Below are 26,383 nucleotides of genomic sequence, written 5' to 3' on the forward strand. Positions count from 1 at the left end.
TACAGAGAAGATAAATAAATAGCTTCAGTTTCATGATAAGGGCGCTGGGGGAATTTGTCAAGGAAGTTTTTTTTGTTTCTATGGGTCAGTTGGTACGCGCTTTGCCTTTTAACAGATGTAAAAGCACAATTATTACGAACAACATTCCACCAACAACTGATATAGCGCCACCTATAATGAAGCACGTGCGTGCTAACATTGATGAAATACTTGGCAGATCTGCAACCTTCCTTAAAGCACCATACCCACCAAGCCAAACAAGGCCAGTAATATGGAGAAAATGCCCTACACTGTAGGCATAAATCTGTAATCTTACCATGGAACCTTTTATCTCTTTAAAGTTTAATTTGGGTAACAGCCAATAAATGAAATTCATAAAAGCTATAGTGATCCCAACTACAGAACCGTGATAATGAGCAGGAATCGTGACATTACCTTCAATAGTCAACACTCCGAGCACATCTCCATAAGTGAACAACAAAAATGAATGTAATAAATAGTTGCTTTTATCATTAATAAAAGTTCTGATGTTGTAGCACACTAATATTATCAAAAAGCACGGCAAAACTGCTCCAGCAATCCTCATATGCCAAGTAAAAAACTGTATTAACTTGGCACTATCAACTGGATAAACAAAATATACAAACGGTGCGCCTACAGCTAAAATCGTGTTTATAAATAGTGGTAAAATAGTAATTTTATTGTTTGAAGCTAAACTAATATCATTGGAACTTAGCATTATTAAATAGACTAAAAACATTCCTTGAGTAAAAGCAAACTGCAATAAATGTCCGCCTCCCCAAAAGAGATATTCGTAAAACAAATTCTTATCTGAGTGATATAGACCTGGAGGCATATTATTATATGCTAAAACAAAGCAAAGAAATGACGATACAAGTATAATAACCAGTCCAATTTGTCCCACGCAGAGGTATGAGGCTTGCTTATTTGACATATATGCAAGAACCGCATTTATTAATATGCTGGCAATAAATAAACTGAGTCCAAGTAAAAATAATTTGTTTTGTAACACGGGAATATAGTTACTTTTGATAACTTCAGTGTTTGGAACAAATGCAGATACAAACATGAGCAGCATCGAAAGGGTTGATAGAACCCATGAAAAGTTAAACCAACTGTTGGTATTTTGTAGGTTTATGATAAAGAGCAGAGATATTATAGAGCACATCCACACCAAAATTGACAAGTTCACGTGTATTACCAGCGCATTATCAAAAATATATTGTGCAGAAGGAACAAGAGAGGAGATAAAAGGCAATCGTAGAAAAATAACAATTATTGACAGTAACCCAGAGCAAGCAAGAGCACATACTGCCAAGAACATCCATTTTCTACAGAGCGGAGCGTTGTCTTGTATATTAAGCACAATCTTTTTTCTCAATTTTGTTCAATACAATATATAACACTGCAATAATACCTAAAACATAGCAATAGTATACGTGTGGCATGACTGCCAAAGGTGAAACTCCAGCAATAGTGCTAGCCAAAAGCAATTGAGCGCCATACGGTATTAATCCTTGAAATACACAAGAAAATATGCCTAGCCATGCTGCACTATAGTGAGGCGGTATTTCATATTTCTTAGCAATATCTCTAGCAATTTCACCGCTAAAAATTATAGCGATGGTATTATTTGCAAGTAAAATATCAAATATACTGACTATTTTTGCAATAAATAATTGCGCAGTTTTTTGTCCACCACGTTGTATCATAACCCAAGATGAAAGTTTATCTGCAAGCTCCTTAGAATTTTTACCTACTAGTCCTGAAAGTCCGCCAACCATCAATGACAGTAGCATAATTTCATGCATACTCATAAACCCTTTGGTGATGTTTTGGCTTAAAAACAATAAACCATGATTGTTGTTATTTATAAATCCAATAATTCCAGCAAAAGTTATGCTTAAAACCAATGCCGTAAATACATTAGACTTCTTTCAAAATTGTTAGAGGGAGTGTAAGATGAAGTATTTGAAAGCATGAAATATAAGGAAATAGAAAAGTTAGAAGGAGAAAAGTTTCGACGTTTAACAGGGGTAAAAAAAGCAACATTTGAGCAAATGGTAGAAATTCTAGAAGTGGAGGATAAAAGAAAAAAAGCTAGAAGTGGAAGAAAAAGTAAACTTTGCATAGAAGAAAGGCTACTTATGGCACTGGAATATATAAGAGAATATCGTACATATTTTCATATTGGGCAAAGCTATGGCATGAGTGAAAGTAACAGTTTTAAAATAATAAGATGGGTAGAAGACATATTAATAAAACATCCAGATTTTGCATTACCAGGAAAAAAAGAGCTATTAAAGAGTGATGTAGAATATGAAGTTTTAGTAATAGATGGAACTGAAACGCCAGTAGAGAGACCAAAAAAAAGCAAAAGCCCTTCTACTCTGGAAAGAAAAAAAGGCATACTATAAAAACACAAATAGTAACAGAGAGGAAGAGTAAAAAAGTCATATGCACATCTTTCTCGAATGGTAGAAAACACGATTTTCGGATGTTTAGAGAATCAAAGGTAGCAGTATTGCCGCAAACTAAAATCTTAGCTGATGCCGGCTACAGGGGAATGCAGAAGATACACAAAAATGTTGTATTACCGCACATGAAAACGAAAAAGAATCCGTTAAGCAAAGAACAAAAAAAAGAGAACAGAGCACTTATGAGCCAAAGGGCAATTGTTGAAAACGTAATTGGCTTATTGAAAAGGTTTAAAATCATCTCGGACAGGTATAGAAACCGACGAAAACGTTTTGGTTTAAGGTTTAATTTGATTGCTGCAATTCACAATTTTGAGCTCCCTACATGAATTTTGAAAGAAGTCTATTGATTCCAAAGTTTGCAAGCAATATAAGTATGATGTAAGGAGCCACAAGCAATAAAGAATACTCCTTAACTGAAATAGCAGCACTATTGCTTGAGCTATAAAATAATATAATTATTGTGAATATAGAAGCAATTAGTGCCACTTTTGCATTCAGTTTTAATTTTTTCTTTATATCAGCCTTTTGAGACATCACAGATGCAATTGTAGTATCAGAGATAATAGATAAATTGTCACCAAACATTGCTCCTCCTACAACGGTTGCCACTCCTAAGGAAGGAGAAATCCCAGCTTGTGTCAGTTCAACTGCAATAGGAGCAATTGTTGCAATGGTGCCCATTGATGTACCAATAGCAGTGGAGATGAAAGCTGCTACAAAAAATAATCCTATGAGTAAAAATCGTGTTGATATAAATGAAAGAGCCAAATTAACTGTGGCATCAGCACTACCGATTGCTTTAGTTACTTCACTGAATGCACCTGCAAGTAAAAAAATGATGCACATAGTGATAATATTACGATCTCTTACCCCATCTAGAAAGGCATACATTTTTTCTTCAGTATTGCCCTTGTATAAAACCCAACCCAGAGCTATGGCAGGAACAATGGCTACCAGTGGAGATAACTGATAAAAAGCATTTGACACGCCAAGAATAGTAAAATATATACCACTTCCTACAAAAAGAAATAGGAACAGTAAAATAGGCAAAAAATTTGTAAGATAAAACATACCTCAGCTCTGATAAACGCAAATCAACTATGATATAATTTATATTATTATAAACCACAGTTGGCACCTTGACCAAGGTTTTTCTAGAAAGCAATCTACCAGAAAAGGTTTCCATGAAAAGGACTATTATAATATATCATCTACTTGAATAAAACTGGGAGATAGAATAAGTAAAAAATATGAATGACATAACAACAAAGCAAGTCATATCCTTATGGGACACACAAGTTGGTGGGTTTTTGCCGGATAAAAGAGAAATGGAGATTGATAATATTTTTTTAATCTAATGCTTCAATGTTTCCGACATAGGAAAAGTATCATCTTTACTTTCTATAGAGGAAGGCACACTATTTTGATTATCATCACCATCAATTGGAGTAGTAGGGTGCATTAAAGCAACTTTCATAACTTCATCAATATTCTTAGCAAAAACTACGTTGATCCCCTCTTTGATGCTTGCCGGAATCTCTTGCATATCTTTCTCATTTTCACTTGGTATAATCACAGTTTTGATTGATCCTCTGAGCGCTGCAAGCAATTTTTCTCTTAAGCCCCCAATAGCTAAAACTCTACCACGCAATGTCACTTCGCCTGTCATAGCAACATTTTTGTTAACTGGTATATTCGTCATAAGAGAAACAATAGACGTACATACCGCGCCGCCAGCAGAAGGGCCATCTTTTGGTACTGCACCCTCAGGTACATGTAAATGTATATCATTATTTTGGAATTTTTCGGGCTTTATACCAAAAAACAAACAATTTGATCGAATATAACTATACGCAGCTTTTATAGATTCTTGCATAACCTCTCCAAGCTTTCCTGTGTATTTTATTTCTCCCTTGCCCGGAATTAGGACTGATTCTATCATCAAAATATCACCACCTGTTTCAGTATAGGCGAGCCCAGTTACTATTCCTACTAAACTCTCATTTTCCGCAATGCCAAAGGTATATTTACGCACCCCTAAATAATCTTGTAAATTGTCAACCCCTACGGATATTTTCTTATTTTTATCAGTCAATATTTCTTTAACTGCCTTTCTCATGAGCTTTGCAAGCTCCCTTTCCATACTCCGCACACCACTTTCACGTGTATATAAACGTATCAACTCGTATAACGCCTCATTAGTTATGTCCCATTCCTTCTGATACAAACCATGCTCCTTCTTTAACTTCGGAATAAGGTGGTGTGTAGCAATACTGATTTTTTCATCTTCAGTATACCCGGACAATTGTATAATTTCCATCCTATCACGCAAAGGATGTGGTAAATTTAAGCTGTTTGCCGTAGCTACAAACATTACACTTGAAAGATCAAACTCAACTTCCAAGTAATGATCCGTAAAGTGTTTATTGTGCTCAGTATCTAAAACCTCAAGTAATGCAGACGCAGGATCGCCACGCGAATCAGAACCCATCTTATCTATTTCATCAAGCAGAAAAAGCGGGTTGCATGAATTAGCTTTTTTCATGTGTTGAATGATTTTACCAGGCATTGAGCCAATATAAGTTTTCCTATGCCCTCGTATCTCAGACTCATCACGCACACCACCAAGAGCTATGCGAACAAAATCTCTTCCTACTGCTCTTGCCATAGACTTAGCTAAAGAAGTTTTACCAACACCTGGCGGTCCAACTAAGCAAAGTATAGGACCTTTTATCTCTTTTACTCTTTTTAATACCGCTAAAAATTCTATTATTCTATCTTTTACTTTCTCTATGCCATAATGATTTTCATCTAAGATTTTCTTAGCTGCATTTAAGTTAATTTTTGCATCTTTGTACTTTCCCCATGGCAACTCAAGCAACCAATGCAAGTAACTAGATATAACTGTAGCTTCAGGAGAAATGGGATTCATTTTCTTGTATCTCTTCAAATCAGTTATAGCTTTCTCTCTTGCTTCCTGAGAAAGCTTTGTTTCATTTATCTTTTTTTCAAATTCATTGAGTATATTCCCTTCATCACCATTCTCAAATTCGCCTAATTCTTTCTGTATAGCTTTCAATTGCTCGTTAAGGTAGTAAACTTTCTGAGTGCTTTCAACTTGCGATTTAATTGTCTTATATAAACGGTTTTGTGCGTTCAAAATACTCATTTCTCTCTCAATAAAAGCAAAAGCTTTTTTTAAACGCTCTTCTGGGTCATAAGCCTCAAGTATGCTTTGTTTATCTGATACTTTTATATTTAAATGTGAAGCTACCGTGTCTACAAGTTGATCAACTTCTTTGATTTGATCAATGGAGTTAATGGCAACCTCGGGCTGATTTTTCTTGTTTAGCTTACACCAGCTATCGAACGCGTCTACAACAGATCGCCTTAAAGCTTCTAAGTCAATATTGTCTTCATCTTCTTTATAATGACTGTCTAACTCTACCCTGGCTTGTAATAAAGTATGAGAGCTAATATATTCTACAACTCTTCCCCTTCTTATCCCCCGGATTATAACTTTTACTGCATTGTCAGGTAATTTTATTAACGGTTGTACAATGCTTGCTAACACACCTACTTCATAAAGATCTTCAGGCTCTGGATTATCAACAGAGCCATCTTTCTGTGCTACAAGAAAAATCTCATTTTGGTGATTACTACTACTTATTGCATACTCTAGTGCATTAACAGATTTTTCTCTGCCTATGAATAAAGGCACCATTATATTTGGAAAAATTACTACATCTCTTAAAGGTAATACTGGCAATGCAGTAAAACTAGAGCTTACAGCACGTTCAATGTTCATAATATATGCCTCAAATTAATCATTAACCGTTATAACATTGCCATTGTTATTATGATTAACCGTTGCTTTTCCTAATTCTACCATTTTCTTAGTGATTACTATAGTGCTACCTTCAAAGCCTCCGTTTCCAGATGTATACATAATGTCAAGCAAAAGTGACTCCAAGATAGCACGTAACATTCTTGCACCTGTTTTGTAGCTTATAGCCTTTTTAGCAATAGCTGATATTGCTTCATCTGAAAACTCAAGGTTTACTTTGCTAAATGCAAGCAATGCTTTGTACTGTTTTATTAGTGCATTCCTTGGCTCTGTCAACACATGTATTAAATCTTCATGATCCAGCTCATCTAAAACAGCAGTTATTGGAACCCGCCCTACAAATTCGGGTATTAAACCGAATTTGATTAAATCTTCAGGTTGAACATCATGTAAAGCATTCTTTTTCTTTTGCTCTTTAGACTGACTTATATCTGCTCCAAAGCCAACTGACGTTCCCTTTTTTCTCGCTTCAATAATTTTATCGAGGCCTTCAAAAGCTCCTCCACAAATAAACAGTATGTTACTAGTATCCACTTGTATAAACTCTTGTTGTGGGTGTTTTCGCCCTCCTTGTGGCGGAACATAAGCAACTGTACCCTCCATAATCTTAAGCAGAGCTTGCTGGACCCCTTCACCTGAAACGTCACGGGTTATTGAAGTGCTTTCAGATTTTCTTGTAATCTTGTCTATTTCATCTATAAACACTATACCACGCTGTGCTTTTACAACGTCATAATTTGCAGCTTGTAATAAACGCGACAACACGCTTTCTACATCATCACCCACATAACCTGCCTCAGTTAAAGTTGTCGCATCAGCCATAGCAAATGGCACATCTGAAACTTTAGCAAGTGTTTTGGCTAGCAAAGTCTTACCAGAACCAGTGGGACCAATAAGCATTATATTTGACTTCTCGATTTCAATATCACTTATAGCATGAAATTGTACCATGGATTGACAATGGTTATACATAGCTACAGATAAAACGTGTTGCGCGTGTTCTTGACCTACAACATGCTTGCTGAGAAAGTTTTTTATATCCTCAGGTTTCTTTAGTAATAGCTTCATATCAGATATACGATCTGAATTAAAAGATCTATCTTTCTTTTGACTTATTGCTTTATGGGATAATTCTATGCACTCATTACAAATAAACACCTTTAAACCATCCGAAGAGTTAGTAATCAATTTATCTACTTCATCTTGCGCCTTGTTGCAAAAAGAACAGTAGTGTAAATCATTATTGTTATCCATTAACCCACCTTTTGTTTAACTTTAATATTTTCAATTTCAATATCTGTACGCTCAGCTATCACCCTGTCAATTAAGCCAATTTTCCTTGCTTCTTCAGGATCCATGAATTTATCTCTTTCCATCATTCCTTCAATTTTCTTCAGTGAATTTCCAGTATGTTTTTCATAAATTTGATTTAGTTTTTTCTTAACCCGCAAAATTTCATTAGCATGTATTTCTATATCAGTTGCTTGACCATGATAACCACCAGATGGCTGATGTATCATAATTCTTGAATGAGGTAGAGAGTAGCGCTTACCTTTTGTACCAGCTGCAAGCAATAAAGAACCCATAGACGCAGCTTGACCTATACATAAAGTTGAAACGTCTGGGTTTATATACTGCATTGTATCGTAGATCGACAAACCAGCAGTTACAACACCACCTGGTGAGTTGATGTACATACAAATGTCTTTATCGGGATTTTCCGATTCTAAAAATAAAAGCTGTGCTACTATTACACTGGCCATATTGTCTTCAATAGGACCTGTTACAAAAATTATTCTTTCTTTCACTAGTCTTGAATATATGTCATAAGCGCGCTCACCGCGACTAGTTTGTTCAACTACAATTGGTATAAGAGTCATACCTTTTCCTATTAAATATTATCAAATAATTCCTTTAATTCTTTCACAGAAACAATCTCCTCTTCTTTACTAACTTTTTCTATTATATAATCTGTCACTTTATACTCAAGCGCTTGCCCTCTAACTAATTCTTGAAATTGTTTATTTGATTCAAAATGCTTAAGTACTCTGTCAAATTGCACATCTTTACTGACATATTGATTTACAATAACACTCAAAACATCATTTTGAGTTAATGATATTTTATGTTCTGCACTAAATTTCATAAATAACATAGCAAGCTTTACACGTTTTTCAGCTTCTTTACGAGAATCATTTTGAGCACCCAATTCTCCTTCCATTCTTTGTTGCTCCTGTTTTACTATGTCTGTGGGTAAATCAAAACTATAATTAGCATCCAAATAATCAAACAGCTCCTTTTTAATTAAGAGATTTCTCATTTCGGTGCACTGATCACCAATCATTTTTTTTGCATGATTTATTAGCAAAGAATAATCTTTAAACCCAATACTCTTAGCTATTTCATCATCATTTTCAAAATCTTTGGCAATTTGAATCTCATTAACTCGCACAGAAAAATCAGCTTCCTGTCCTGCAAGGGAAATGGCTTGGTAATTTTCAGGAAATTTCAACTTAAAGTTCTTTGTTTCTCCCTTTTTCATACCAGTTAATTGATCTTCAAAACCATTAATAAATGTGCCAGACCCTAAATTAACGGCAAAATCTTTGCTACTTCCACCTTGAAAGAGCTTATTCCTAATCCGCCCTTCAAAATCAATTATCAATTTATCCCCATCTTTCGCTTGATAAGAAGCATCATCAACAGAGGCAAAATTGGGGAACTTTGTTTTGATAGAATCAATAAATTCTTTTATATCTTCCTCTTCAATCTTTGCTTCAATTTTCTTTAAGTTTATTTTGTCAAGATCTATCATCGGTACTTCAGGCATCGACTCAAAAGATAGCTTGTATACAAAATTGCCCTCCTCATTTTCTTTGCCCAGATCTGGTAATGATATAACATCAACCTTAGGATAAATGTGAGACTTGACTTCAATTTTTTTCATCAAATCACTTGAGCAATAATCAATTGTATTATTTATCACATATTCCAAAGCCTCGTTTTTATAATTTGCAACAACAAGGTCATAGGGCATCTTTCCAGCCCTAAATCCAGGTGATTTTGCATTTTCTGCTATCTCTTGCAACCTGGAATTTACCTTTTGTTTTATATAATCACTACCAACTGTGATTTCATACTCATACTTTAGTTTATCTATACTAAGCTCTTTGTAGGTATATACGCTACTTACTTCGACTGTATTTTGAGGTATATTATTAGACATCATAATTCATTTATTAACATTTTAATTCATATCTTAATAGAGTCATTTTACCAGAATTTAAGTTAAACACAATCCTTAAGAACAGGTTTTTACACAAACAAAAGTGTATTTAGTGATTATAAATTTTCCCTTAAAACCTAAGTTACATGACTTTAAAGTGCGGATAGAGGGACTTGAACCCCCACGAGCAAGCTCACCAGGACCTAAACCTGGCACGTCTACCAATTCCGCCATATCCGCAAGAAATTTTCAGTACCCTATTATAGGTATTCCATTAAAAATATTCAAGGTTTAAAGTCTTACTTAATTTATGGTATTTACACAATCAAAAAAGCTTATTAACATTTCTTAATGAAAGCTCTAAACCCTGAAAATCAATAATGAGATTAATAACAAGCTTCTTACTCGCAATTTTTTTGATTACACAAAGTGGTTGCACAACCCTTATAATAGGTGGTGTGGTGGCTACAGCGACAGCAACAGCAATAACAATGCAGGACAAATCCTTGGGAAATATCATTGATGATACGACTATGGTCATCAGAATTAATAAGGGGCTCTTAAAACATGGGCTATTTTCATCCATAAAGGTTAAAGTAAGTGAAGGAAGAGTATTGCTCATTGGAAGTGTTGACACTCCTGAAAAACAACTTACAGCAGAAAAAATAGCTTGGCAGCAAAAAGAAATTAAAGAAGTGATAAATGAAATAAGAGTAATACCAATTCAAATGGCTTCCATGCTAGACACCACTGTAGATGGCATGATAACAGCGGAAATAAGAACAAGACTCCTGGGAAAAAGAAATATTAAGTCAATTAATTATAGCGTTAATACGGTTGATAGAGTTGTTTATTTGATGGGTATAGCCCAAAATAAAGCGGAATTAAAAGCTGTAATAGCAATTGCAAGAAAAGTAAAGGGAGTAAAACAAGTTGTAAGTTATGTACGATATAGGTACAGTAAATTACGCCATTAGGCAAAAATCGCTTTCAAATTATAACATTTGTACAATTGTGACAATAGGTAGAGAACATAAATGAAAGTTGCCTTTCAGATGGATGAAAATATAAATTTTGAAACTGACACTACATTCGTGCTAATAAAGGAAGCACAAAGGAGGAAGCACGAAGTTTTTGTCTATGCTCCTAACAATTTAGCACTAAAGCTAAACCATCCAATTGCTCTGGCTCAGAAAGTCAGCGTTGATGATTTTAGTTTTATCTCTAAAGAGGATGTAGCAATCAACTTGAATGAAATGGACATCATATTTATCAGACAGGATCCACCCTTTGATATGCGTTATATTACAACAACATATATCTTAGAAAAAACCAGCGCATTGGTAATTAACAATCCAACAGAAATAAGAAATTGTCCTGAAAAATTGATAACTTCATTATTTCCAGAGCTAATTCCGCCAACTTTGATTACTGAAAATATATCAATGATTAGAGATTTCTACTACAACTATCAAGATATTATTCTGAAGCCATTGTATAGTTATGGAGGAAACGATGTGATAAGAATACAAGATGAGAATAGTATTCAAGTAGTAGTGGATCTCATGATAGCAAAATACGAATGCCCTGTGATTGCACAATCATTTTGTAAAAACATAGATAAAGATAAAAGAATATTGCTACTTTATGGCCAACCAATTGGTGTAATGAAACGAATTCCAAAAATCAGTGGAGAGATCAGAACAAACATGCGACTTGGAGCAAGTTTTGAGCCCGCTCAAATGAACGATAGAAACAATGAAATATGTAACAAAATTGGTCCTGAATTAAAGAAAAGAGGGCTAATATTTGTTGGTATTGATATTATAGATGACTTCCTGCTCGAAATTAACACAACTTCACCCACGGGAGTAGTTTATATCAATAAATTGTATAATATATCGCTAGAAAAGGATCTTTGGGACGTGTTTGAAGAAAAAGCAAGCAGCCATCAACTAAACCTGTGAACAATCACCTTAACAAACTCAGTAGTCCCATTCTTTATCCCTGTTTTTTCTGTACTATTGGTCATATCACGCAATTTTTGAGAATTATTTAATAGATCAAATAGTACCTCTGTTAGATTTTTTTTTGCTTCACTATTCTGCTTAACTATTATAGCTGCTCTCGAGTCTTCAATATATTTTGCGTTATAAAATTGGTGATTATCTTTTGAGTAAGGGTAAGGAATATATATAGCAGAACGCCTAGCAAGAGTGATCTCTGCTATTGAAGTTGCTCCTGCTCTGCTAATTACCAAGTGAGCATTGGCCAGTCTATTCTCCATATCATCAAAAAATTCACTCAATTCACAATCGATCTTTTCACTTTTGTATAGACTTTTGACCTTGTTTACATTTTTCTTCGTACATTGCTGCGTCACTCTAATTTTCTTTTTCATTTTAATAGGTAAATCACAAATTACGCTGCTTACTACATCATCAAAAAAATTTGCACCTTGGCTGCCTGCTATGACCAATATATTTAGGATTTTCTCAGTGCTAGAATGGCTCTGTGCTTTTATATCAACAAAATTTCCTGTAAAAATACATTTATTGCCCTCTGCATATTTAGTCTCCGGAAAGCTGGTTGCAATTAATTTTGCACTCTTGAAAAAGAATCTATTTACTCTCCCTAAAACTGTGTTTTGTTCATGTAAAATTATAGGTATAGAAAGAACTCTTGCTGCAAGAAGAGTTGGAAAAGAAGCATAGCTACCAAAACCAATGACCGATTTTGGTTTTAATTTTCTTACTTGATACAGTGCTAACATAGAGCTGTATATCAAGAAAAGGAAAAACTTAAATTTGTTGCTGCTTGGTTTACATAATGGCAAGGTGTAGTTTCCCACGTCAGTATTTTTATTTGTTTTTTTATCAGTAAATACTATGCAACTATATCCTTGTGCCTTTAGTGCTCTTGCTAAAGTTATAGCTGGAAAAATGTGTCCGCCTGTGCCACCTGTTGCTAAAATAATATCCATCTGTAAATAATAAATCCTAGATTGTTAACTGTTATTTAACAATTTGCACGTAGAATTTTATTAAGCGTTATGATAGTTGAGTTAAAAATGCCTAAAATTAATAGTAAAAAAGAACCTAATGAGAAAAATAAACCTCAAGAACAAAGAGAAGGCAGAAGCGGAGGTTTTTTAGAACTGCTAAAAAATATAATAAAAATTCTTTTCAATTCGGTCGTTGACCTACCTGAGCACGAGCAGCATAATAAAATGAAAAGCACTAATCTACAACAAGGTTTGGATACTAAAGGAAAAGGCCCAGAAGATCTTCATCCAAAGGCAAAGCTTGAAGTTAAAGAAGCAGCTAAGGGATTGAAAGAAGAGTTACAGAATTCTGATGCTGGTGGTAATCAATCTATTGAAACTAAAGTGCCTAATCAAACTACTACTCAAGACATTGACAACTCTAAAACGATGGAACGTTAGTTCAACTATTTAACATCTGCAGCAAGCACTGATTCATGTATCATCTCTGAAATGGTTGGATGAGGAAAAATCGTAGATTTTATGTCGAAGTCTGTTCCTTCTAGTTGCTTTGCAAGAGCAAAATTGCTAATTAACTCCGTTACTTCTGCACCTATCATGTGGCTACCCAGAATTTCTCCGGTTTTTTTATCTATAATCGTTTTCACTAACCCTTCAGTTTCACTGAGTGCAACAGACTTACCATTAAAGTTAGAGTGAAATTTTCCTATTTTTATATCATACCCACCTTTTATTGCCTGTTCCTCAGTAAGGCCGATGCTCGCTATTTGTGGATGAGAATAAGTGCAATTTGGTATGCATTCTTTTTTTAACGCATGAGCATTTTTACCAGCAATCTTTTCAATGCAGATCACGGCTTCATGGCTCGCTTTATGTGCTAAACATGGTGGGCCAGCTACATCACCTATTGCATACACATTTGATTCACTAGTTTCATACCATTCATTCGTTTCAATAAAGCCAGAAGGGCTTAATTTAATTTTTGTATTTTCTAAACCTATATTTTCAATATTTGCTTGAATTCCAACCGCAACAATCACCCTCTCAAATTCTTTGCTCTCACCACTACTTAGTAGCACTTGAGCAGAGTCTTTACTTTTAGTAAGAGCTTTTACGCTACTGCTTGTATATATTTCTATCCCCTGTTTTGTGAATATTTCTTGTGCTAAATCTGAAATGTCCTTATCCTCCAGCGGCAAAATAGTGCTCTTTATCTCTATGATTGTTACATCAACACCCAAAGTACTATAAAAACTTGCAAATTCTATTCCAATTGCACCAGACCCTATAATTAGTAGCGATTTTGGTAATCTCTCTGGAGTCATAGCGTGCTGCGCATTCCATATTAAATCTCCATCTGCCTCTATTCCAGGCAGATTCCGTGCCCTCACGCCTGTTGCTAAAATGATATGCTTGGAAACAATTTCTTGTTCTTCCTTATCGCTAACGACTTTTATAGTACCATTGCCTGCAAGTTTACCAAAACCTTGATGAACTTTGATATTATTTTTTTTCATCAAATATGCAACACCGCTTGACAATTTATCAACAACGTTTCTTGAGTATTTCACTATTGATTGTATATCAAAATTCGCTCCCTTTACTTCTATACCAAACTCTTTTGATCTTTTTATTAGCCTATAAACCTCAGATGCTCTAAGCAGTGATTTTGTTGGTATACATCCCCAATTTAAGCATATACCGCCTAAATTTTTTTCTTTTTCCACAATTGCAGTTTTAAACCCAAGCTGTGCCGCCCTAATTGCCGCTATATAACCACCAGGACCGCTACCTATAACCGTAATATCATACTCATTCATCAGTTTTCTTCGTATTCAAAAAGATTATATATAACAGATGGAACCCATACAATCAATGGTCTGTCATCTACCGTCTTAAGAGTCAAGATAAAAGTTGTTATTTTTTATCATGGCATTTAAACAAACGATAATTTTTCTCATGACAGCAACTAATGCAACCTTAGCAGCTTTGCCAGAATCAACCAAACGCTGATAAAACGCTTTCATTTTTCTGTTGTGGCGCATAGCAACAAGAGCTGACATGTATAGTGCTTTCCTTGCATAAAACCTGCCTCCTTTGATTTGAGCTTTGCCAACTTTTCTTCCACTTTCACTAGTTTTAGGTGCAACTCCAACTAAGCATGCAATTTCTCTATTCTCTAATCTACCAAGCTCAGGCACCTCTGTCAGTAGAACGCTCGCCGTCTTTGATCCAATACCTTTATAGCTGATTAAAAGCTCATTTTTTCCTTTCAATTCAGCTATTGCGTCTTCTATGTCTTGCCTAATTTCTTTCAATTGTTTTTCAGCAAACCCTATCTGTCTTTCTATGTATTCTCTAGCTTTTCCCGTCGCACTTTGCAGGCGACACTTGTTTGCATGAATTGCATCATTTAAATTACGCTCAACTGCCCCCAGCTCCTTTAATTCCTCTTGCTTTTGTGAAATTATACATCCTTTTACTTCACCGTCTTTACTGACAAATTCAGCGTATTTTTCCAGTAATTTAGCATCTAACTTGTCAGTTTTTGCAAAATGATTGCAAGCTTTGGCAAATGCATATACCCGATTCGGGTGAGCTTTATGGACAGTTATCTTGCAACAATTTTATAATGAGCTTTTCATAGCCACCAGCTTACACATAACTTGATGGGTAAATCGACTATATTTGTTTCTATAAACTTAGATATAGCATCACTCACGTTTGCTATGCGCTTATGCTTGCCATTAATTGAGATGTCCAATGCTTCCTTGGAAACATCTACTCCCATGAAAATTATTCTAGCCATTTTTGTACCTATAAATATAATCAAACAATAATGCAAAATGCTGTATACAGGATTGTAATTCGATCTTTTAGATCCACCTACCGTTCGTACTACATTTTGCTTTAAGCCTTACTATTACCCACAAATAAAAACATAGTATTGTATTTACTCAAATAATTTAATTTTATTAACCTGAAAGCTTATTAGATTAAAATTATTAAACTAAGAGTTATAATTTTAGCAACTAAAAGCTGTAAATTGCACCATATAAACAGTTATTTCAAGCAAAAGTTATGCCATTAAGAGCTATGCAACAAACATTTATATTTGTGGGTAATAGTAAGATCTAAATCCGATAGAGCATTGTTGGCACACCATCAAAAGTCGCCTCAGACCTCTAATGCATCAATGTACAAACTTACACCTTTTAGTTGGTAATACCATTTTAGACGTTTATCATTCGTTTTAGAAAATACTATAGTAGCGGAATGACGAATTTTTGTTTTTCAAATTGTCAGTAAATCTAAGTCAGTTTAGCTATATAAAACATAGTATAAAAAGAGCTATTTTAGCAAAATTTTAAACAAATAAAGTTAATTACTTCACAATTGATACCTTACGAGAAAAGCACATTTGATACAGATTTAAAATACAAGTTAACGAATTATTATGATTTTTACCAAGATAATAATATAGTAAGGTTTGGTAGTGAGGTATCAAAATGGAAAAATACACCAACGCATGGTTTAATAAGAAAGATAATCATGATTGTGCAAATGATGGCACTTGCGGGCAATCTATAAAGGATTTTAGGATTGGTAATTCTGATATTTCTTTTTTTGATAGTAACAAAAACTTAATTGCCAAAGTACCTAAACTACCAAAGTATTCTAGGGATAAATATGGGCATCAATTGTATAAGGAAGCTGAGTCAAAGCAGTTCAATTATTTTTCCACAAATATACATGATGTTTTGTCTAACAGCTTTACCGTTAAATACGGGTATATAAATTGTACTATAAAATACGACAACTTATCTGAGCAGGAACAAAACCAAATAGAAACAGACATTAAAACTGCCTATGAAGCATTTAAAGAAAAGTTTTGCTTGAAAAATAGTAATGCAAGTTACAATATAACGGTTCACATTTTTAATAATAGAAGCGATTATACAAAGTATAACAATCTTCTCGGCATAGATGAAGATGGTGGTCCAGGATATATTACACGAGGAGTAACAGATTGTCAGAATATTCTGACATATAAGCAAAGTGCCATGGATTTTGTTCTAGGTCATGAGCTAGGCCACATATTTCAATTGCGTTTTTCACCATCGGCAACAGTCCAAACTTTGAATATTCTGGATACTGAACTCATAGCGAATGTCATTGGACGAGAGGTAGAAGAAAAAAATTATAAAGCTATTTGCAAGCAGATGGGTGTAGATGAATATGAAGGCCATGGATGGATGTTTAAATTTAAATATAAAGGTACACTTTATAAATATCACAAGAACCTTTCAGAAGAAGAAAAATTTAAAGCTATACAAAATGTCAAGAATATTCGTGAACTAGTAGATGAATATGAAGATCATGGATGGATGTTTAAATTTAAATATAAAGATACAACTGGTAGTATATACCTCAAGGACCTTTCAGAAGATGAAAAATTTCAAATTATACAACGTGTCAAGAATTCTGGACTAGATGAATATGAAGACCATGGATGGATATTTAGTTTTAAATACAAAGGCACCACTTATAACGTAAGATACAAGGACTTTTCAGAAGATGAAAAATTTAAAGCTATACAAAATGTCAAGAATATTCATGAACTAGTAGATGAATATAAAGACCATGGATGGATATTTAGTTTTAAATACAAAGGCACCACTTATAACGTAAGATGCAAGTACTTTTCAGAAGAAGAAAAATTTCAATTTATCAAAGACATTAAGAACTCTCATGAATCGCTCGTTAGTGAATGTGATGGATTGGGGAATGAGAATACAGTTTTATCGATTCACGTTGATGAAAATAAGGAGATAAGTCGAATGTATTTTCGAAACTCCGACAAAAATATATTCAAACAGCTAGATAAGACACTTATAAGCAGAAGTAAGTCTGAAGAAGAGGTAAATGAAAACCGCACGAATCCAGAGCCAGAAGAAGAACAAAAAGGTGATGACTACACAGAGGTTACAGGAATGTTGCAATTTAAGTACAAAGGGACCAATTATGCTATACAACACAGAGGTTACCTTTTAGTAGAAGAAGAAAAACTTCGATTGATTCAAGATATAAAGAACTCTCATGAATCGCTCGTTAGTGAACGTTATAGATTAAATGAAGGGTCATTAAGTCAGAATGCAACTGTAGTAATTTTTGTTGATGAAAACAAGGACATAGAGAAAATGTATTTTCATAATCCAGACAAGAATATGTCCAAATGGTTAGATAAGACACTCATAAGCAGAAGTAAGCCTGAACAAGATGTGGATGACACAGCAGGAAAAGAGCCTGAACCAGAATCAGCCGAAGAGGATACTCAGCAACCCAGTAATTTCTTATCCAATATTTTTTCAGCAATTAAATCCATTATTGATTCTATCTCATCACTCTTTTCATGGTTATTTGGGTCGAAAGAGAAAGAGTCTAATCAACAATCTTATGATAATCCTTCTTTGTTTAAGCTCGATGCTAATGAGTTAGATCACGAAGTTAAGCCTGATGCCAATGAGTTAGGTCACGATGTTAGAGATCACTTATCAGACAATTATAACCATTACAACTCATCTGATGGGCTAATGTAATATAGCTAATTTACAGTATCTGTTCAGATGCATGGCTAATGTACAAATATTGAAACAAAAATTCCAGTGCCCCTGTGATGTCATTCCAGTGCTTGACACTGGAATCCAGCATTTCCATAATCATCAAAACATTGTATTTTAACAAAAAACAGCTATTTTTATGCTTGCCAACTTAATAAAATTCCTGGATCCCAGTGGGCTTTGTTGCATCGCTCAAGTGAAAAGAACTGGCAGTTACTGACAAAATTCATTATAAATAGCCATTTAACTGTTGAAGAAAAAATATGCCACAAAAAATGAGAGTCAGTAACTGCCATGAATATAACAAATTTCTCCAAGAAAGAGGAAGCATTTTTTGTTATATCAATGACGCCATAGAAAATTGGTACGAGAATTGTCCAAAAATGCAGGGCGGCAACTATATTTATAGTGATAAAGTTGTGATTTTGGTGCATATAATCGTCAGTTTCTTTAGAATTGGTTTAAGACAAACAGTCGGGTTTATAAAAGGGTATTTGCAACAAATAGGAAGAGATTTGGCAGTTATCAGCTATTCACAAGCATCAAGAAGGTTTAAGAAACTTAATATTAAGATAAATGATTGCAGAATTGATAAAAATAATATGGAAGATATCGAAATTGCTATAGACAGTACAGGAATTAGTATATACAACAACACACAGCAAGGAAAATAGCACTGACAGAAAATATCGTGGCTATGAGCAAACGAGAAAATTGCACGTAATGTTGAATATAAACAACAAAAAAGCCATAGCTGTAAAATACAGTAACGGCTGATCACTATGGAGCTTGTGATTTGCTAAAAGAAGTTGATTTTCAGCATGCCATAAAAGCACTATATGCAGATAGAGCATGTGATAGGCACAAGTTTTATAAGTTGTGTAACGAATATGATATAAAGACAAAAATTCCACCAATAAACAATGCGGCAGAACATCCAGAAATAGATTATATGTCTGACAGGAATGCTGCTATTAGGTTAATAAAATTATACGGTGAAGATGGCATGAAAGAATGGAAAAAAGAAGTAAATTATGGGAAAAGATCTTATATTGAAGGGTTTTTCTCAAGATTAAAGCAAATATTCGGATTTAGTTTTAGGAATAAATCTGAGATAAATCGAGAAAAAGAACTGCTAATCAAATGCTATTTGCTTAATAAATTCACTGATATTGGTATGGCTAAATTTGAGATAGTTACATGAATTTACCATAAATCACCATCTCATAAAGTGTGATGCAACAAAGCCATCCCAGTGTCAAGCACTGGGATGACACCCTCCTTATGGGCCAAAATCACAATGTTCGTACAGTTGTGGATTCATTCGCGGTATCTCGGCATAGATTCCGCTAACAAGTAGCGGAATGACGAATTTGTCGTTTTTCAGATTGTCGTAAGTCAGTTTAGCTATAGCATAATGCTATATTAATAAATAATCTATATAATACTATTAAATATAATAATTAAAATCTAAATTACTTTCTCTATAAAAGGAGAAATTTACCTTAATGAAAATACATATATATTTAATATTGTTTTTATTTTTTTCTTGCACTCAACTATATGCTGACGAGGAAATTGCAAAATTTGATTTACTTATTGGCGAGATAAATGAAGCAAGCTTCACTCTTAAAGGTGCAATAAAGGTTACAGTAGAACCAGGCTGGCACATATATTATAAAGATCCTGGAGATTTTGGCCTTCCCACGTCTATTAGTTACAAAGGTAATGCATCAGATATAAATATTCACTGGCCTATTCCAAAGGAACATAAAGATAAAGTAGGGAGAGAGACGTTTGTAAGTAACGTATATGAGGGTATGGTATTATTTCCCTTTAAGATGAATATATTTTTAAATCAAGGGTATATTGACCTTAACTTCCATATAAATTATGCGATATGTAAAGATAGGTGCATCCCTAAAAATGTTGAGATAAAAATCAGGCAACCATTAAAGGATTTTATAGATTCTGATATCAATAAACTTATAAATGAGTGGTATGAAAAATAGAGTTCTCATGGGGTAGGTGTCATTCCAGCGCGTGACACTGGAATGGCTTTGTTGCATCGCTACTTATGAAAGGCTAACTATAATTAGGATTATAAGCAACTTATTGAAAATCTTGTTTTTTTGCAATCAATCTGATCAAATTTAAGAATAGTAATTTGTTATTTATATTAATAAATTTAATTCTATTGAAAATAGCTAAAGCATTGAAATTCTTGAATTTTAGCCGGATTAGTGAGTGGTAGTGAAATTTCTTTTACTCAAATTTAGGTATTCACTGACCGTTCTTGTTATAAATACCAGAATAATAAGCTACTGATATTCCCTATCTTTTTTATCTTTAATCCATCATAGCTAGCGATGCAACAAAGCCATCCCAGTGTCTGGGCACTGGGATGACATCTTTTTTCTTGGTACAAATTACTCTTATATCTCAATGTTCGTACAGTTAGTGCGTGACACTGGGATCTAAATTTTTTATGCGAAACCATTATGTTTATATACTTGTAGGCCCAAGTTCCTCACATAGTGAACAAAAAAGTAAATGAGATTCCAGTGGGCTTTGTTGCATCGCTAGCTATGATGGATTAAAGATAAAAAAGATAGGGAATATCAGTAGCTTATTATTCTGGTATTTATAACAAGAACGGTCAGTGAATACCTAAATTTGAGTAAAAGAAATTTCACTACCATTTACCAATCCGGCTAAAATTCAAGAATTTCAATGCTTTAGCTATTTTCAATAGAATTAAATTTATTAATATAAATAACAAATTACTATTCTTAAATTTGATCAGATTGATTGCAAAAAAACAAGATTTTCAATAGGTTGCTTATAATCCTAACTATAGTTAGCCTTTCATAAGTAGCGATGCAACAAAGCCCACTGGGATCCAGATTGGACACTAAGTTGGTGAGTATAAAAGTAGCTAACCTTATGTTAAAACACAATATTTTTGGTGAGGGGTTGCATTAAAAGCTGGATTCCAGTGTCAAGCACTGGAATGACATCGTCTTAACATTGTACCATATTACAATGTTCGTACAGTTATGTGTCACGCTACTTGGATGACAAGAAAAGGTTTCTAGAATGACGGAAACGAAGTCATACATAGAAAATAGGTTAGGTATTTTCAATTTTTGTTGTATACTCAAATAAAAATCTCACTTTTACAGATGGATACAGTAAAGTTTGTTTTATTACTGCCAACAATATTACTCATGCTAGTTGCTGGTGTTTACCTATCGATTAAACTAAAATGGCTACAGGTATTTAGATTACCATACGCCCTTTCACTCCTTGGAGCTAAAAAAGGAGAAAATAAATTTTCTTCTATAGCCGCTCTGTTTACAATTTTAGGGGGAAATTTAGGAGTAGGAAATATTTCAGGAACTGCTGTTGCTCTAAAAACCGGAGGACCGGGCTCTATTTTGTGGATGGCGATAATTATTGTTATCACTTCTGTGATAAAATATGTCACTTGTTATCTAAGTATAAAAACCAGAAAGGAAAAGAACGGACGGTTTATAGGTGGCCCTGTAGCCTACATGGCTGATGCATTTAACTCTAGAAAAGCTACAATTGTGTTTCTAGTTGTTATGATAATGGTTTCAATAACAGTTGGTAACCTTGTTCAGGTAAATTCTCTATCAATACCACTTAACATGATAGATGTGCCTGTAGTCATTGGTGGCATTGTAATGGCCATAATATTTTTTGTTGTTGCAGCTCTCAGCTTAAAAAAAATTAAAATTTTTATATCGGCTATGATACCGATAATGACGGTAAGTTACCTCACACTTTGCGGTATCATATTATTTAAATTTAGTGAAAATATTCTTCCTTCTCTAAAACTAATAACAAGCAGTTTTTTTACAACTAGTAGCTTTAACTCTGGTTTATCTCTAGGTTTGATTTTAGAAATGTTGACTATTATTCAAGTTGGAACTTTGCGAGGTATTTTTGCAACAGATATAGGGCTTGGCCTCGAAGGAATCGTACATTCTTCAATTGTTCCTAAGAAAAATAATAATAAATTTATTATTGAACAGAGCCTAATCACAATAATATCGCCTTTTATAGTTGCATTCATAGTGTTTATTACAACAATGGTACTGCTTGTCACAGATTCTTGGGTCACTGATTTAGAGAGTACTAACATGTGCATATTTGCTTTTAGAAAAGCTATGAATTGGCCCTATATTGACTATTTAATTATGGCCATAATGTTTTGTTTTGCCTTTACTACTATTTTTACTTGGTTTTTTTGCTCAAAACAGACAATACGCTATGTGTCTATGGATAATAAATACACTAAAATCTGGGTTGTAATTTTTACCTTGATTATTCCGCTTGGTGCGATAGGTAAAGTTCAATTGCTATGGGATGTTGCTGATATTTCGATCGCCGCTTTGTTGTTTATCAACATACTCGCCATACTCAAACTAACTTCTCAAGATCCAGAAGTGTTTACTATGAGTGACAGATATTTGAAATTAGGCGCCAATTAAAAGTTGCCATCTGAGTAACAACACAACCTCCTTAATAAAAATTCAACCAATGCTTGTGATAATTATATTAGCTAGTATTAGCTAGAACTAAAGGCAGAGGGTTATTAGTGAGAGATATATGGGCACTAACGATACACAACAAGAACACATTTATAATGAGCGCATTCAAGAAATTTTTCCTTTATTTGATAAAATAAAAAAGGAAGACGACCCAATTTATAATGCTAGAGTTGATTTTAACACAGCAAAGTTTTTAACAAAACACGCCAACTGGAATTGGGACGAAGAAGAAAACAAAGATAAAGCATATGGAGTTATTCTTCAGAAATGCGACAAGACAAAGAAAGCTGGACAAGAGCTTGAAAGTGAAGTTAAAGAAAGGTTGAAAGAGTATGTTGATGATGTTGCAGGAGTTTCAATATACGGTAATCACGCAAGTATTACGCTGGGAGATGACAAAAAAGAGTTTAAAATCAGCGAATTTTTAAATAGTGATTTTTGTGAGAAGAATGAAATCTCGGGATTTTCAACATTGCATAGTGATGGAAAGAGCGGAATGCATGGTTTTGTTGCCGAGGAAGAAGGGAAAAAAATAAGACATTATGTCGTAACTGATGGTTCATATGAAATGACTTTAAAGTGGTATGCGGAGGGGAAGGAATGTAAGATCAAAATTAAGATTGATGCTAACGGTGTAGACCTTGTTAAAGGTGATGATTTTTCTCTAGAACGGTTAGAAGTAAACAGAGATGTAAAAATAGGTGGTTTATTCTTGCATGAAATACAATTCAGGGAGAAAGGACAAGGAAAAGTGAATGAGATGCAACATAGTAAAGACAGTAACGAGCTATCATCTGAAACTACGACAAGAATTGATGTTAATAGAGATGTTAGTGTTCAAGCTACTGATATAACTCGAAAAAAAGAAGATCACCATTCACATTTTGGACCACAATCTAACAGCAGAAGGCAGTCTTACGATAGCGGAATTGGAAAAGATTTTGACGATAAAATTAATTCTCAGGAGGCTAAAGAAAAGCGTGAGCTTAGACAAGCAGCACGAGAAGCAAATTCGGGAGGTCAAGTTTATAACCTACAATCGCTTTTTGAGGAGAATCCTCAGAACAAAAAAACTCCTCCGCCACTTCCACCTAGAACTAGTTCACTACCACCTAAAAAAGGTGTTTTCGATGAGCAAGGGGGAGCCAAATCTGGAAGCCAAAAACCAGATGACTTGCGCGAAAATGAGCAAACACCTAATAATCAGCAAAAAGGTGCAACTTCTGATTCTTCAGATAGTTCTACTTTCACCAAGTCTGTAAGCCACAATCAAGATAATAGGCAAGAAGATGAACGGTATGACAATCCTACATTTGGACATGCTGTACCTGGAAGCCAAAAACCAGATAGAAGTGAGCAAACACCTAATGATCAGCAACAACCTAAAACCCAGCAACAAGAAGGAAATAGCAAAGGCGATCTGTTACAAGACATCAGAAATTTCAAGAAAAACAACTTACGGCACATTGATGTTGATGATAGAAAAGCATCAATTGCAGGAAGTAGAAAAAATAACCCATCACCGTTAGAGACATTAAAGGACATAATTCCTTATTCATCTTCTCCAGATAACAGTGATAACCAAGATGCTAGTGATGCTAAGTGGAAAGAAAGTGAACAGCCGCTCTCTGCTACAGCACTCAATAATAAAAGTGACTCGGGCTATTCATCTCCAACTCATGACAATAATGAACAATCTCAAGTAAATCCTGAACAGTTAAAGAAGAGCTTAGAGAACATTGAACAAAGTGATCAAACTCCACCTGAAAATCTTCTTAAAGAAATCAGAGATAGATCACAGCAGGATAATAGAGGATTAAGGCAAGTTGATCCTACTGATAAACTGTCACAAGATAAAGAAGATGGATTGCAAAAAGACGATTTAGCAGATGTAAAAATAGTGGAAGGTCCAACTATTAGTGTCTCTGCTTCAACACCAAATAGTATAAGTGATTCAGGCTATATATCTCCAACTAATAGTGATAGTAAATCTCAAACAGATTTAAAACAGGTAGGAAGGAAATTAGAAGAACATATTAGACAAAGTAATCTAACTCTATTTGAAGAACTTAAAAATACATTAGGTCAAGAAAATCTCGGGTTAAAACCAGCTGATCAGAGTCAGATTAGCGAAGAAACTAAAAAACGCTTGAGAGAAGTTGGGTTGCTAAAAGACAGCTCAACAGACATAAAAGCAAACGATTCGGGCTATTCATCTCCAACTCATGACAATAATGAACAATCTCAAGTAAATCCTGAACAGTTAAAGAAGAGCTTAGAAAACATTGAACCAAAAGAAATCGGAGATACGAGTGAGTTAAAAGGAGCATTGGGAAACCCGGATAAAGGGTTAAGAGAACCGGCACAACAGGCTACTAAAGAAAATATTCCTAAAGATTCATTCTCAGAAAACATTTTAGAAAAGATAGGAGAAGGTAAACAATATGACCCTATACGTAAGTGGTTAGAAAAAACAGTGGCAGAACGAGAAAATAATGACACTAATCCAACTGTAGATAAAAATAGCGAACTATATAAATTACTAGAGAAAGATGAAGCACAACTGAAAGCTGGAGTAATAGAAGAAGAAAGAGGAGATACTTTAACAGAACACACTGATGGTTATGATCGCAATAGAATTGCATTAGCTAACAGAAATAAAAGACCACTAGATTGGGCTAAACAGGTTGCTGAGTCACAACAAAAAAAAGATACTAATAAAGGTATTTCAATATAAATTGAAGTTAAAATAATTGCTTAGCAAACAATAGGTTTCATGTAATGGTAACCCTATAACGGAAGAGTAGGAGCCGCGTAAGAACAATACGAACACTCCAGCTAGGCCTTGTATATTGCATCCCCCCGCCCTATTTTTCCACTCTTCTGATGCTAAATAATACTTAATTTCTTGTTCACTGAGACGTTTAAATTTCACTATTGTAACCACAGTCCTGATATGTTGTTTAGATTGATCGGGAGTTAATAGACATACACTGGTGTATACTCTATGCCTTCTTCCTGATAACAAGCGGATACATTTTTCTGCTTGCTCAACGTTTTCAGCTTTGAGCAATATCCTTCTACCACAAGCAACAACTGTATCAACACCAAGCACAAAATAATTTGGATTTAAACTTTGTATTTTCTCCGCTTTACTTTTTGCCATACGGATTGAGTAATCCTTCGGAAGTTCCTTTTTTAAAGGGGCTTCATCTATATCTGCTGGCAAAATTAAACCTGGCTCAATGTTTATTTGTTTTAGTAAAGCTATACGCCTTTTCGATGATGAAGCAAGAATAAGATTATTTAGAGATCGTTCTGTCACTTGTACCTTTAAGCCTTCTAATGATCCTACCCTTTCTCGCATTCCTATCGTAAATGCTCATCTCAACTAACACCCTATCCCCTATAATGATGCGTATTTTACTTCTTCTCACTTTCCCTGATACATGACAGATAATCTCATGTTCATTGTCCAGTTTCACTCTAAATTCTGCTGCAGGTAGTAAAGCAGTTACTGCCCCTTCCACTTCAAAAATTGTTTTCGATTTCTCGTCTTTTATCATATGTTATATTATAATTTAATAATCTTTTTTAGTCTACT

The 26,383-nt window shown here is 34.4% G+C and carries 23 protein-coding genes and 1 tRNA gene; 10 read left to right on the forward strand and 14 right to left on the reverse strand.

Annotation, left to right across the window (positions count from 1 at the left end; all coding sequences use genetic code 11):
- Window positions 1-85 precede the first annotated feature (85 nt).
- Together ABWU72_RS05985 and ABWU72_RS05990 are read right to left on the reverse strand one after the other, a co-directional pair.
- Window positions 86-1,345 carry a cbb3-type cytochrome c oxidase subunit I gene (locus tag ABWU72_RS05985; protein WP_196770144.1) on the reverse strand — a complete coding sequence of 420 codons (1,260 nt, stop codon included), beginning with the start codon at window positions 1,343-1,345 and terminating at the stop codon, window positions 86-88.
- 34 nt (window positions 1,346-1,379) lie between these two features.
- Window positions 1,380-1,934: a Na+/H+ antiporter NhaC family protein gene (locus ABWU72_RS05990; RefSeq protein ID WP_353283970.1), complete on the reverse strand. Its 555-nt coding sequence runs from the start codon at window positions 1,932-1,934 to the stop codon at window positions 1,380-1,382.
- A gap of 66 nt (window positions 1,935-2,000) precedes the next feature.
- Between ABWU72_RS05990 and ABWU72_RS05995 the strand changes: the two genes are divergently transcribed.
- A protein-coding gene (locus ABWU72_RS05995) for an IS5 family transposase (RefSeq protein WP_236515026.1) occupies window positions 2,001-2,827 on the forward strand; the annotation gives its coding sequence in 2 pieces (ribosomal slippage) (window positions 2,001-2,388 and window positions 2,388-2,827; 828 coding nt in all).
- Here the strand turns inward: ABWU72_RS05995 and ABWU72_RS06000 are convergent.
- The 6 genes from ABWU72_RS06000 to ABWU72_RS06025 all read right to left on the reverse strand — a co-directional run bounded on the left by ABWU72_RS06000 (window position 2,820) and on the right by ABWU72_RS06025 (window position 9,814).
- Complete coding sequence (locus ABWU72_RS06000; RefSeq protein WP_353283971.1) at window positions 2,820-3,572, reverse strand: Na+/H+ antiporter NhaC family protein; 753 nt, start codon at window positions 3,570-3,572, stop codon at window positions 2,820-2,822. The genes ABWU72_RS05995 and ABWU72_RS06000 overlap by 8 nt on opposite strands.
- A gap of 283 nt (window positions 3,573-3,855) precedes the next feature.
- The gene (gene lon / locus ABWU72_RS06005) at window positions 3,856-6,309 is read right to left on the reverse strand and encodes an endopeptidase La (protein WP_155968871.1); all 2,454 of its coding nucleotides are present in this window, start codon (window positions 6,307-6,309) and stop codon (window positions 3,856-3,858) included.
- A 15-nt stretch (window positions 6,310-6,324) separates the two neighbouring features.
- Window positions 6,325-7,602 carry an ATP-dependent Clp protease ATP-binding subunit ClpX gene (gene clpX, locus ABWU72_RS06010; protein WP_006279985.1) on the reverse strand — a complete coding sequence of 426 codons (1,278 nt, stop codon included), beginning with the start codon at window positions 7,600-7,602 and terminating at the stop codon, window positions 6,325-6,327.
- On the reverse strand, window positions 7,602-8,228 hold the full coding sequence (gene clpP, locus ABWU72_RS06015; RefSeq protein ID WP_006280254.1) for an ATP-dependent Clp endopeptidase proteolytic subunit ClpP: 627 nt from the start codon (window positions 8,226-8,228) through the stop codon (window positions 7,602-7,604). The genes clpX and clpP overlap by 1 nt, the downstream gene beginning before the upstream one ends.
- A gap of 11 nt (window positions 8,229-8,239) precedes the next feature.
- The gene (gene tig / locus ABWU72_RS06020) at window positions 8,240-9,574 is read right to left on the reverse strand and encodes a trigger factor (RefSeq protein WP_353283972.1); all 1,335 of its coding nucleotides are present in this window, start codon (window positions 9,572-9,574) and stop codon (window positions 8,240-8,242) included.
- Between the two features lie 158 nt (window positions 9,575-9,732).
- Window positions 9,733-9,814: transfer RNA gene (locus ABWU72_RS06025), tRNA-Leu, on the reverse strand.
- A gap of 140 nt (window positions 9,815-9,954) precedes the next feature.
- Between ABWU72_RS06025 and ABWU72_RS06030 the strand changes: the two genes are divergently transcribed.
- Window positions 9,955-10,551: a BON domain-containing protein gene (locus tag ABWU72_RS06030; RefSeq protein ID WP_006279461.1), complete on the forward strand. Its 597-nt coding sequence runs from the start codon at window positions 9,955-9,957 to the stop codon at window positions 10,549-10,551.
- 60 nt (window positions 10,552-10,611) lie between these two features.
- The gene (gene gshB / locus ABWU72_RS06035) at window positions 10,612-11,541 is read left to right on the forward strand and encodes a glutathione synthase (protein WP_007549071.1); all 930 of its coding nucleotides are present in this window, start codon (window positions 10,612-10,614) and stop codon (window positions 11,539-11,541) included.
- Here gshB and murG read toward each other — a convergent pair.
- Complete coding sequence (gene murG, locus ABWU72_RS06040; RefSeq protein ID WP_155968867.1) at window positions 11,526-12,557, reverse strand: undecaprenyldiphospho-muramoylpentapeptide beta-N-acetylglucosaminyltransferase; 1,032 nt, start codon at window positions 12,555-12,557, stop codon at window positions 11,526-11,528. The genes gshB and murG overlap by 16 nt on opposite strands.
- A gap of 69 nt (window positions 12,558-12,626) precedes the next feature.
- On the opposite strand from murG, the gene ABWU72_RS06045 reads away from it, so the two are divergent.
- Entirely contained in the window at window positions 12,627-13,019 is a 393-nt protein-coding gene (locus ABWU72_RS06045; protein ID WP_353283973.1) for a hypothetical protein, read from the forward strand.
- Between the two features lie 5 nt (window positions 13,020-13,024).
- Here the strand turns inward: ABWU72_RS06045 and lpdA are convergent, their stop codons facing one another.
- From lpdA to ABWU72_RS06060, 3 genes are all read right to left on the reverse strand, one after another.
- Window positions 13,025-14,398 (reverse strand): dihydrolipoyl dehydrogenase, encoded by a 1,374-nt coding sequence (lpdA, locus tag ABWU72_RS06050; RefSeq protein WP_151807945.1) that lies wholly within the window; start codon window positions 14,396-14,398, stop codon window positions 13,025-13,027.
- A gap of 75 nt (window positions 14,399-14,473) precedes the next feature.
- Entirely contained in the window at window positions 14,474-14,896 is a 423-nt protein-coding gene (locus tag ABWU72_RS06055) for an IS110 family transposase (protein WP_049973639.1), read from the reverse strand.
- Window positions 14,897-15,219: 323 nt separating this feature from the next.
- Entirely contained in the window at window positions 15,220-15,387 is a 168-nt protein-coding gene (locus ABWU72_RS06060; protein WP_155968863.1) for a hypothetical protein, read from the reverse strand.
- A gap of 700 nt (window positions 15,388-16,087) precedes the next feature.
- On the opposite strand from ABWU72_RS06060, the gene ABWU72_RS06065 reads away from it, so the two are divergent.
- The 6 genes from ABWU72_RS06065 (at window position 16,088) to ABWU72_RS06090 (ending at window position 25,516) form a co-directional block, all read left to right on the forward strand.
- Entirely contained in the window at window positions 16,088-18,178 is a 2,091-nt protein-coding gene (locus tag ABWU72_RS06065) for a hypothetical protein (protein ID WP_353283974.1), read from the forward strand.
- A 284-nt stretch (window positions 18,179-18,462) separates the two neighbouring features.
- A complete protein-coding gene (locus ABWU72_RS06070; RefSeq protein WP_151807722.1) occupies window positions 18,463-18,873 on the forward strand; it encodes a transposase in 411 nt (136 codons plus the stop codon).
- A gap of 122 nt (window positions 18,874-18,995) precedes the next feature.
- A complete protein-coding gene (locus ABWU72_RS06075; RefSeq protein ID WP_174516160.1) occupies window positions 18,996-19,403 on the forward strand; it encodes a transposase in 408 nt (135 codons plus the stop codon).
- Between the two features lie 304 nt (window positions 19,404-19,707).
- Window positions 19,708-20,211: a protein-disulfide reductase DsbD domain-containing protein gene (locus ABWU72_RS06080; RefSeq protein ID WP_155968372.1), complete on the forward strand. Its 504-nt coding sequence runs from the start codon at window positions 19,708-19,710 to the stop codon at window positions 20,209-20,211.
- 1,173 nt (window positions 20,212-21,384) lie between these two features.
- Window positions 21,385-22,719, forward strand: coding sequence for an alanine:cation symporter family protein (locus ABWU72_RS06085; RefSeq protein ID WP_155968368.1), 1,335 nt, complete (start codon window positions 21,385-21,387; stop codon window positions 22,717-22,719).
- A 118-nt stretch (window positions 22,720-22,837) separates the two neighbouring features.
- Window positions 22,838-25,516: a hypothetical protein gene (locus ABWU72_RS06090; protein ID WP_353283975.1), complete on the forward strand. Its 2,679-nt coding sequence runs from the start codon at window positions 22,838-22,840 to the stop codon at window positions 25,514-25,516.
- On the opposite strand, the gene ABWU72_RS06095 is transcribed toward ABWU72_RS06090, so the two are convergent.
- Window positions 25,508-26,104, reverse strand: a complete 597-nt coding sequence (locus tag ABWU72_RS06095) for a Maf family nucleotide pyrophosphatase (RefSeq protein ID WP_010082554.1) — start codon at window positions 26,102-26,104, stop codon at window positions 25,508-25,510. The two genes, ABWU72_RS06090 and ABWU72_RS06095, sit on opposite strands and share 9 nt — an antisense overlap.
- Window positions 26,082-26,345 (reverse strand): translation initiation factor IF-1, encoded by a 264-nt coding sequence (gene infA, locus ABWU72_RS06100; protein WP_007550159.1) that lies wholly within the window; start codon window positions 26,343-26,345, stop codon window positions 26,082-26,084. The genes ABWU72_RS06095 and infA overlap by 23 nt, the downstream gene beginning before the upstream one ends.
- Window positions 26,346-26,383 lie beyond the last annotated feature (38 nt).

Source organism: Wolbachia endosymbiont (group A) of Lypha dubia, assembly GCF_964028575.1.
Lineage (GTDB): Bacteria > Pseudomonadota > Alphaproteobacteria > Rickettsiales > Anaplasmataceae > Wolbachia > Wolbachia pipientis.

Excerpts from the sequence above, each read along its gene's own strand:
- ABWU72_RS05985 (WP_196770144.1), bottom strand. The coding sequence starts at position 1,345 with ATGTTCTTGGCAGTATGTGCTCTTGCTTGCTCTGGGTTACTGTCAATA.
- ABWU72_RS06000 (WP_353283971.1), bottom strand. The coding sequence starts at position 3,572 with ATGTTTTATCTTACAAATTTTTTGCCTATTTTACTGTTCCTATTTCTT.
- lon (WP_155968871.1), bottom strand. The coding sequence starts at position 6,309 with ATGAACATTGAACGTGCTGTAAGCTCTAGTTTTACTGCATTGCCAGTA.
- clpX (WP_006279985.1), bottom strand. The coding sequence starts at position 7,602 with ATGGATAACAATAATGATTTACACTACTGTTCTTTTTGCAACAAGGCG.
- clpP (WP_006280254.1), bottom strand. The coding sequence starts at position 8,228 with ATGACTCTTATACCAATTGTAGTTGAACAAACTAGTCGCGGTGAGCGC.
- tig (WP_353283972.1), bottom strand. The coding sequence starts at position 9,574 with ATGTCTAATAATATACCTCAAAATACAGTCGAAGTAAGTAGCGTATAT.
- ABWU72_RS06030 (WP_006279461.1), top strand. The coding sequence starts at position 9,955 with ATGAGATTAATAACAAGCTTCTTACTCGCAATTTTTTTGATTACACAA.
- gshB (WP_007549071.1), top strand. The coding sequence starts at position 10,612 with ATGAAAGTTGCCTTTCAGATGGATGAAAATATAAATTTTGAAACTGAC.
- murG (WP_155968867.1), bottom strand. The coding sequence starts at position 12,557 with ATGGATATTATTTTAGCAACAGGTGGCACAGGCGGACACATTTTTCCA.
- ABWU72_RS06045 (WP_353283973.1), top strand. The coding sequence starts at position 12,627 with ATGATAGTTGAGTTAAAAATGCCTAAAATTAATAGTAAAAAAGAACCT.
- lpdA (WP_151807945.1), bottom strand. The coding sequence starts at position 14,398 with ATGAATGAGTATGATATTACGGTTATAGGTAGCGGTCCTGGTGGTTAT.
- ABWU72_RS06060 (WP_155968863.1), bottom strand. The coding sequence starts at position 15,387 with ATGGCTAGAATAATTTTCATGGGAGTAGATGTTTCCAAGGAAGCATTG.
- ABWU72_RS06065 (WP_353283974.1), top strand. The coding sequence starts at position 16,088 with ATGGAAAAATACACCAACGCATGGTTTAATAAGAAAGATAATCATGAT.
- ABWU72_RS06070 (WP_151807722.1), top strand. The coding sequence starts at position 18,463 with ATGCCACAAAAAATGAGAGTCAGTAACTGCCATGAATATAACAAATTT.
- ABWU72_RS06080 (WP_155968372.1), top strand. The coding sequence starts at position 19,708 with ATGAAAATACATATATATTTAATATTGTTTTTATTTTTTTCTTGCACT.
- ABWU72_RS06085 (WP_155968368.1), top strand. The coding sequence starts at position 21,385 with ATGGATACAGTAAAGTTTGTTTTATTACTGCCAACAATATTACTCATG.
- ABWU72_RS06090 (WP_353283975.1), top strand. The coding sequence starts at position 22,838 with ATGGGCACTAACGATACACAACAAGAACACATTTATAATGAGCGCATT.
- infA (WP_007550159.1), bottom strand. The coding sequence starts at position 26,345 with ATGATAAAAGACGAGAAATCGAAAACAATTTTTGAAGTGGAAGGGGCA.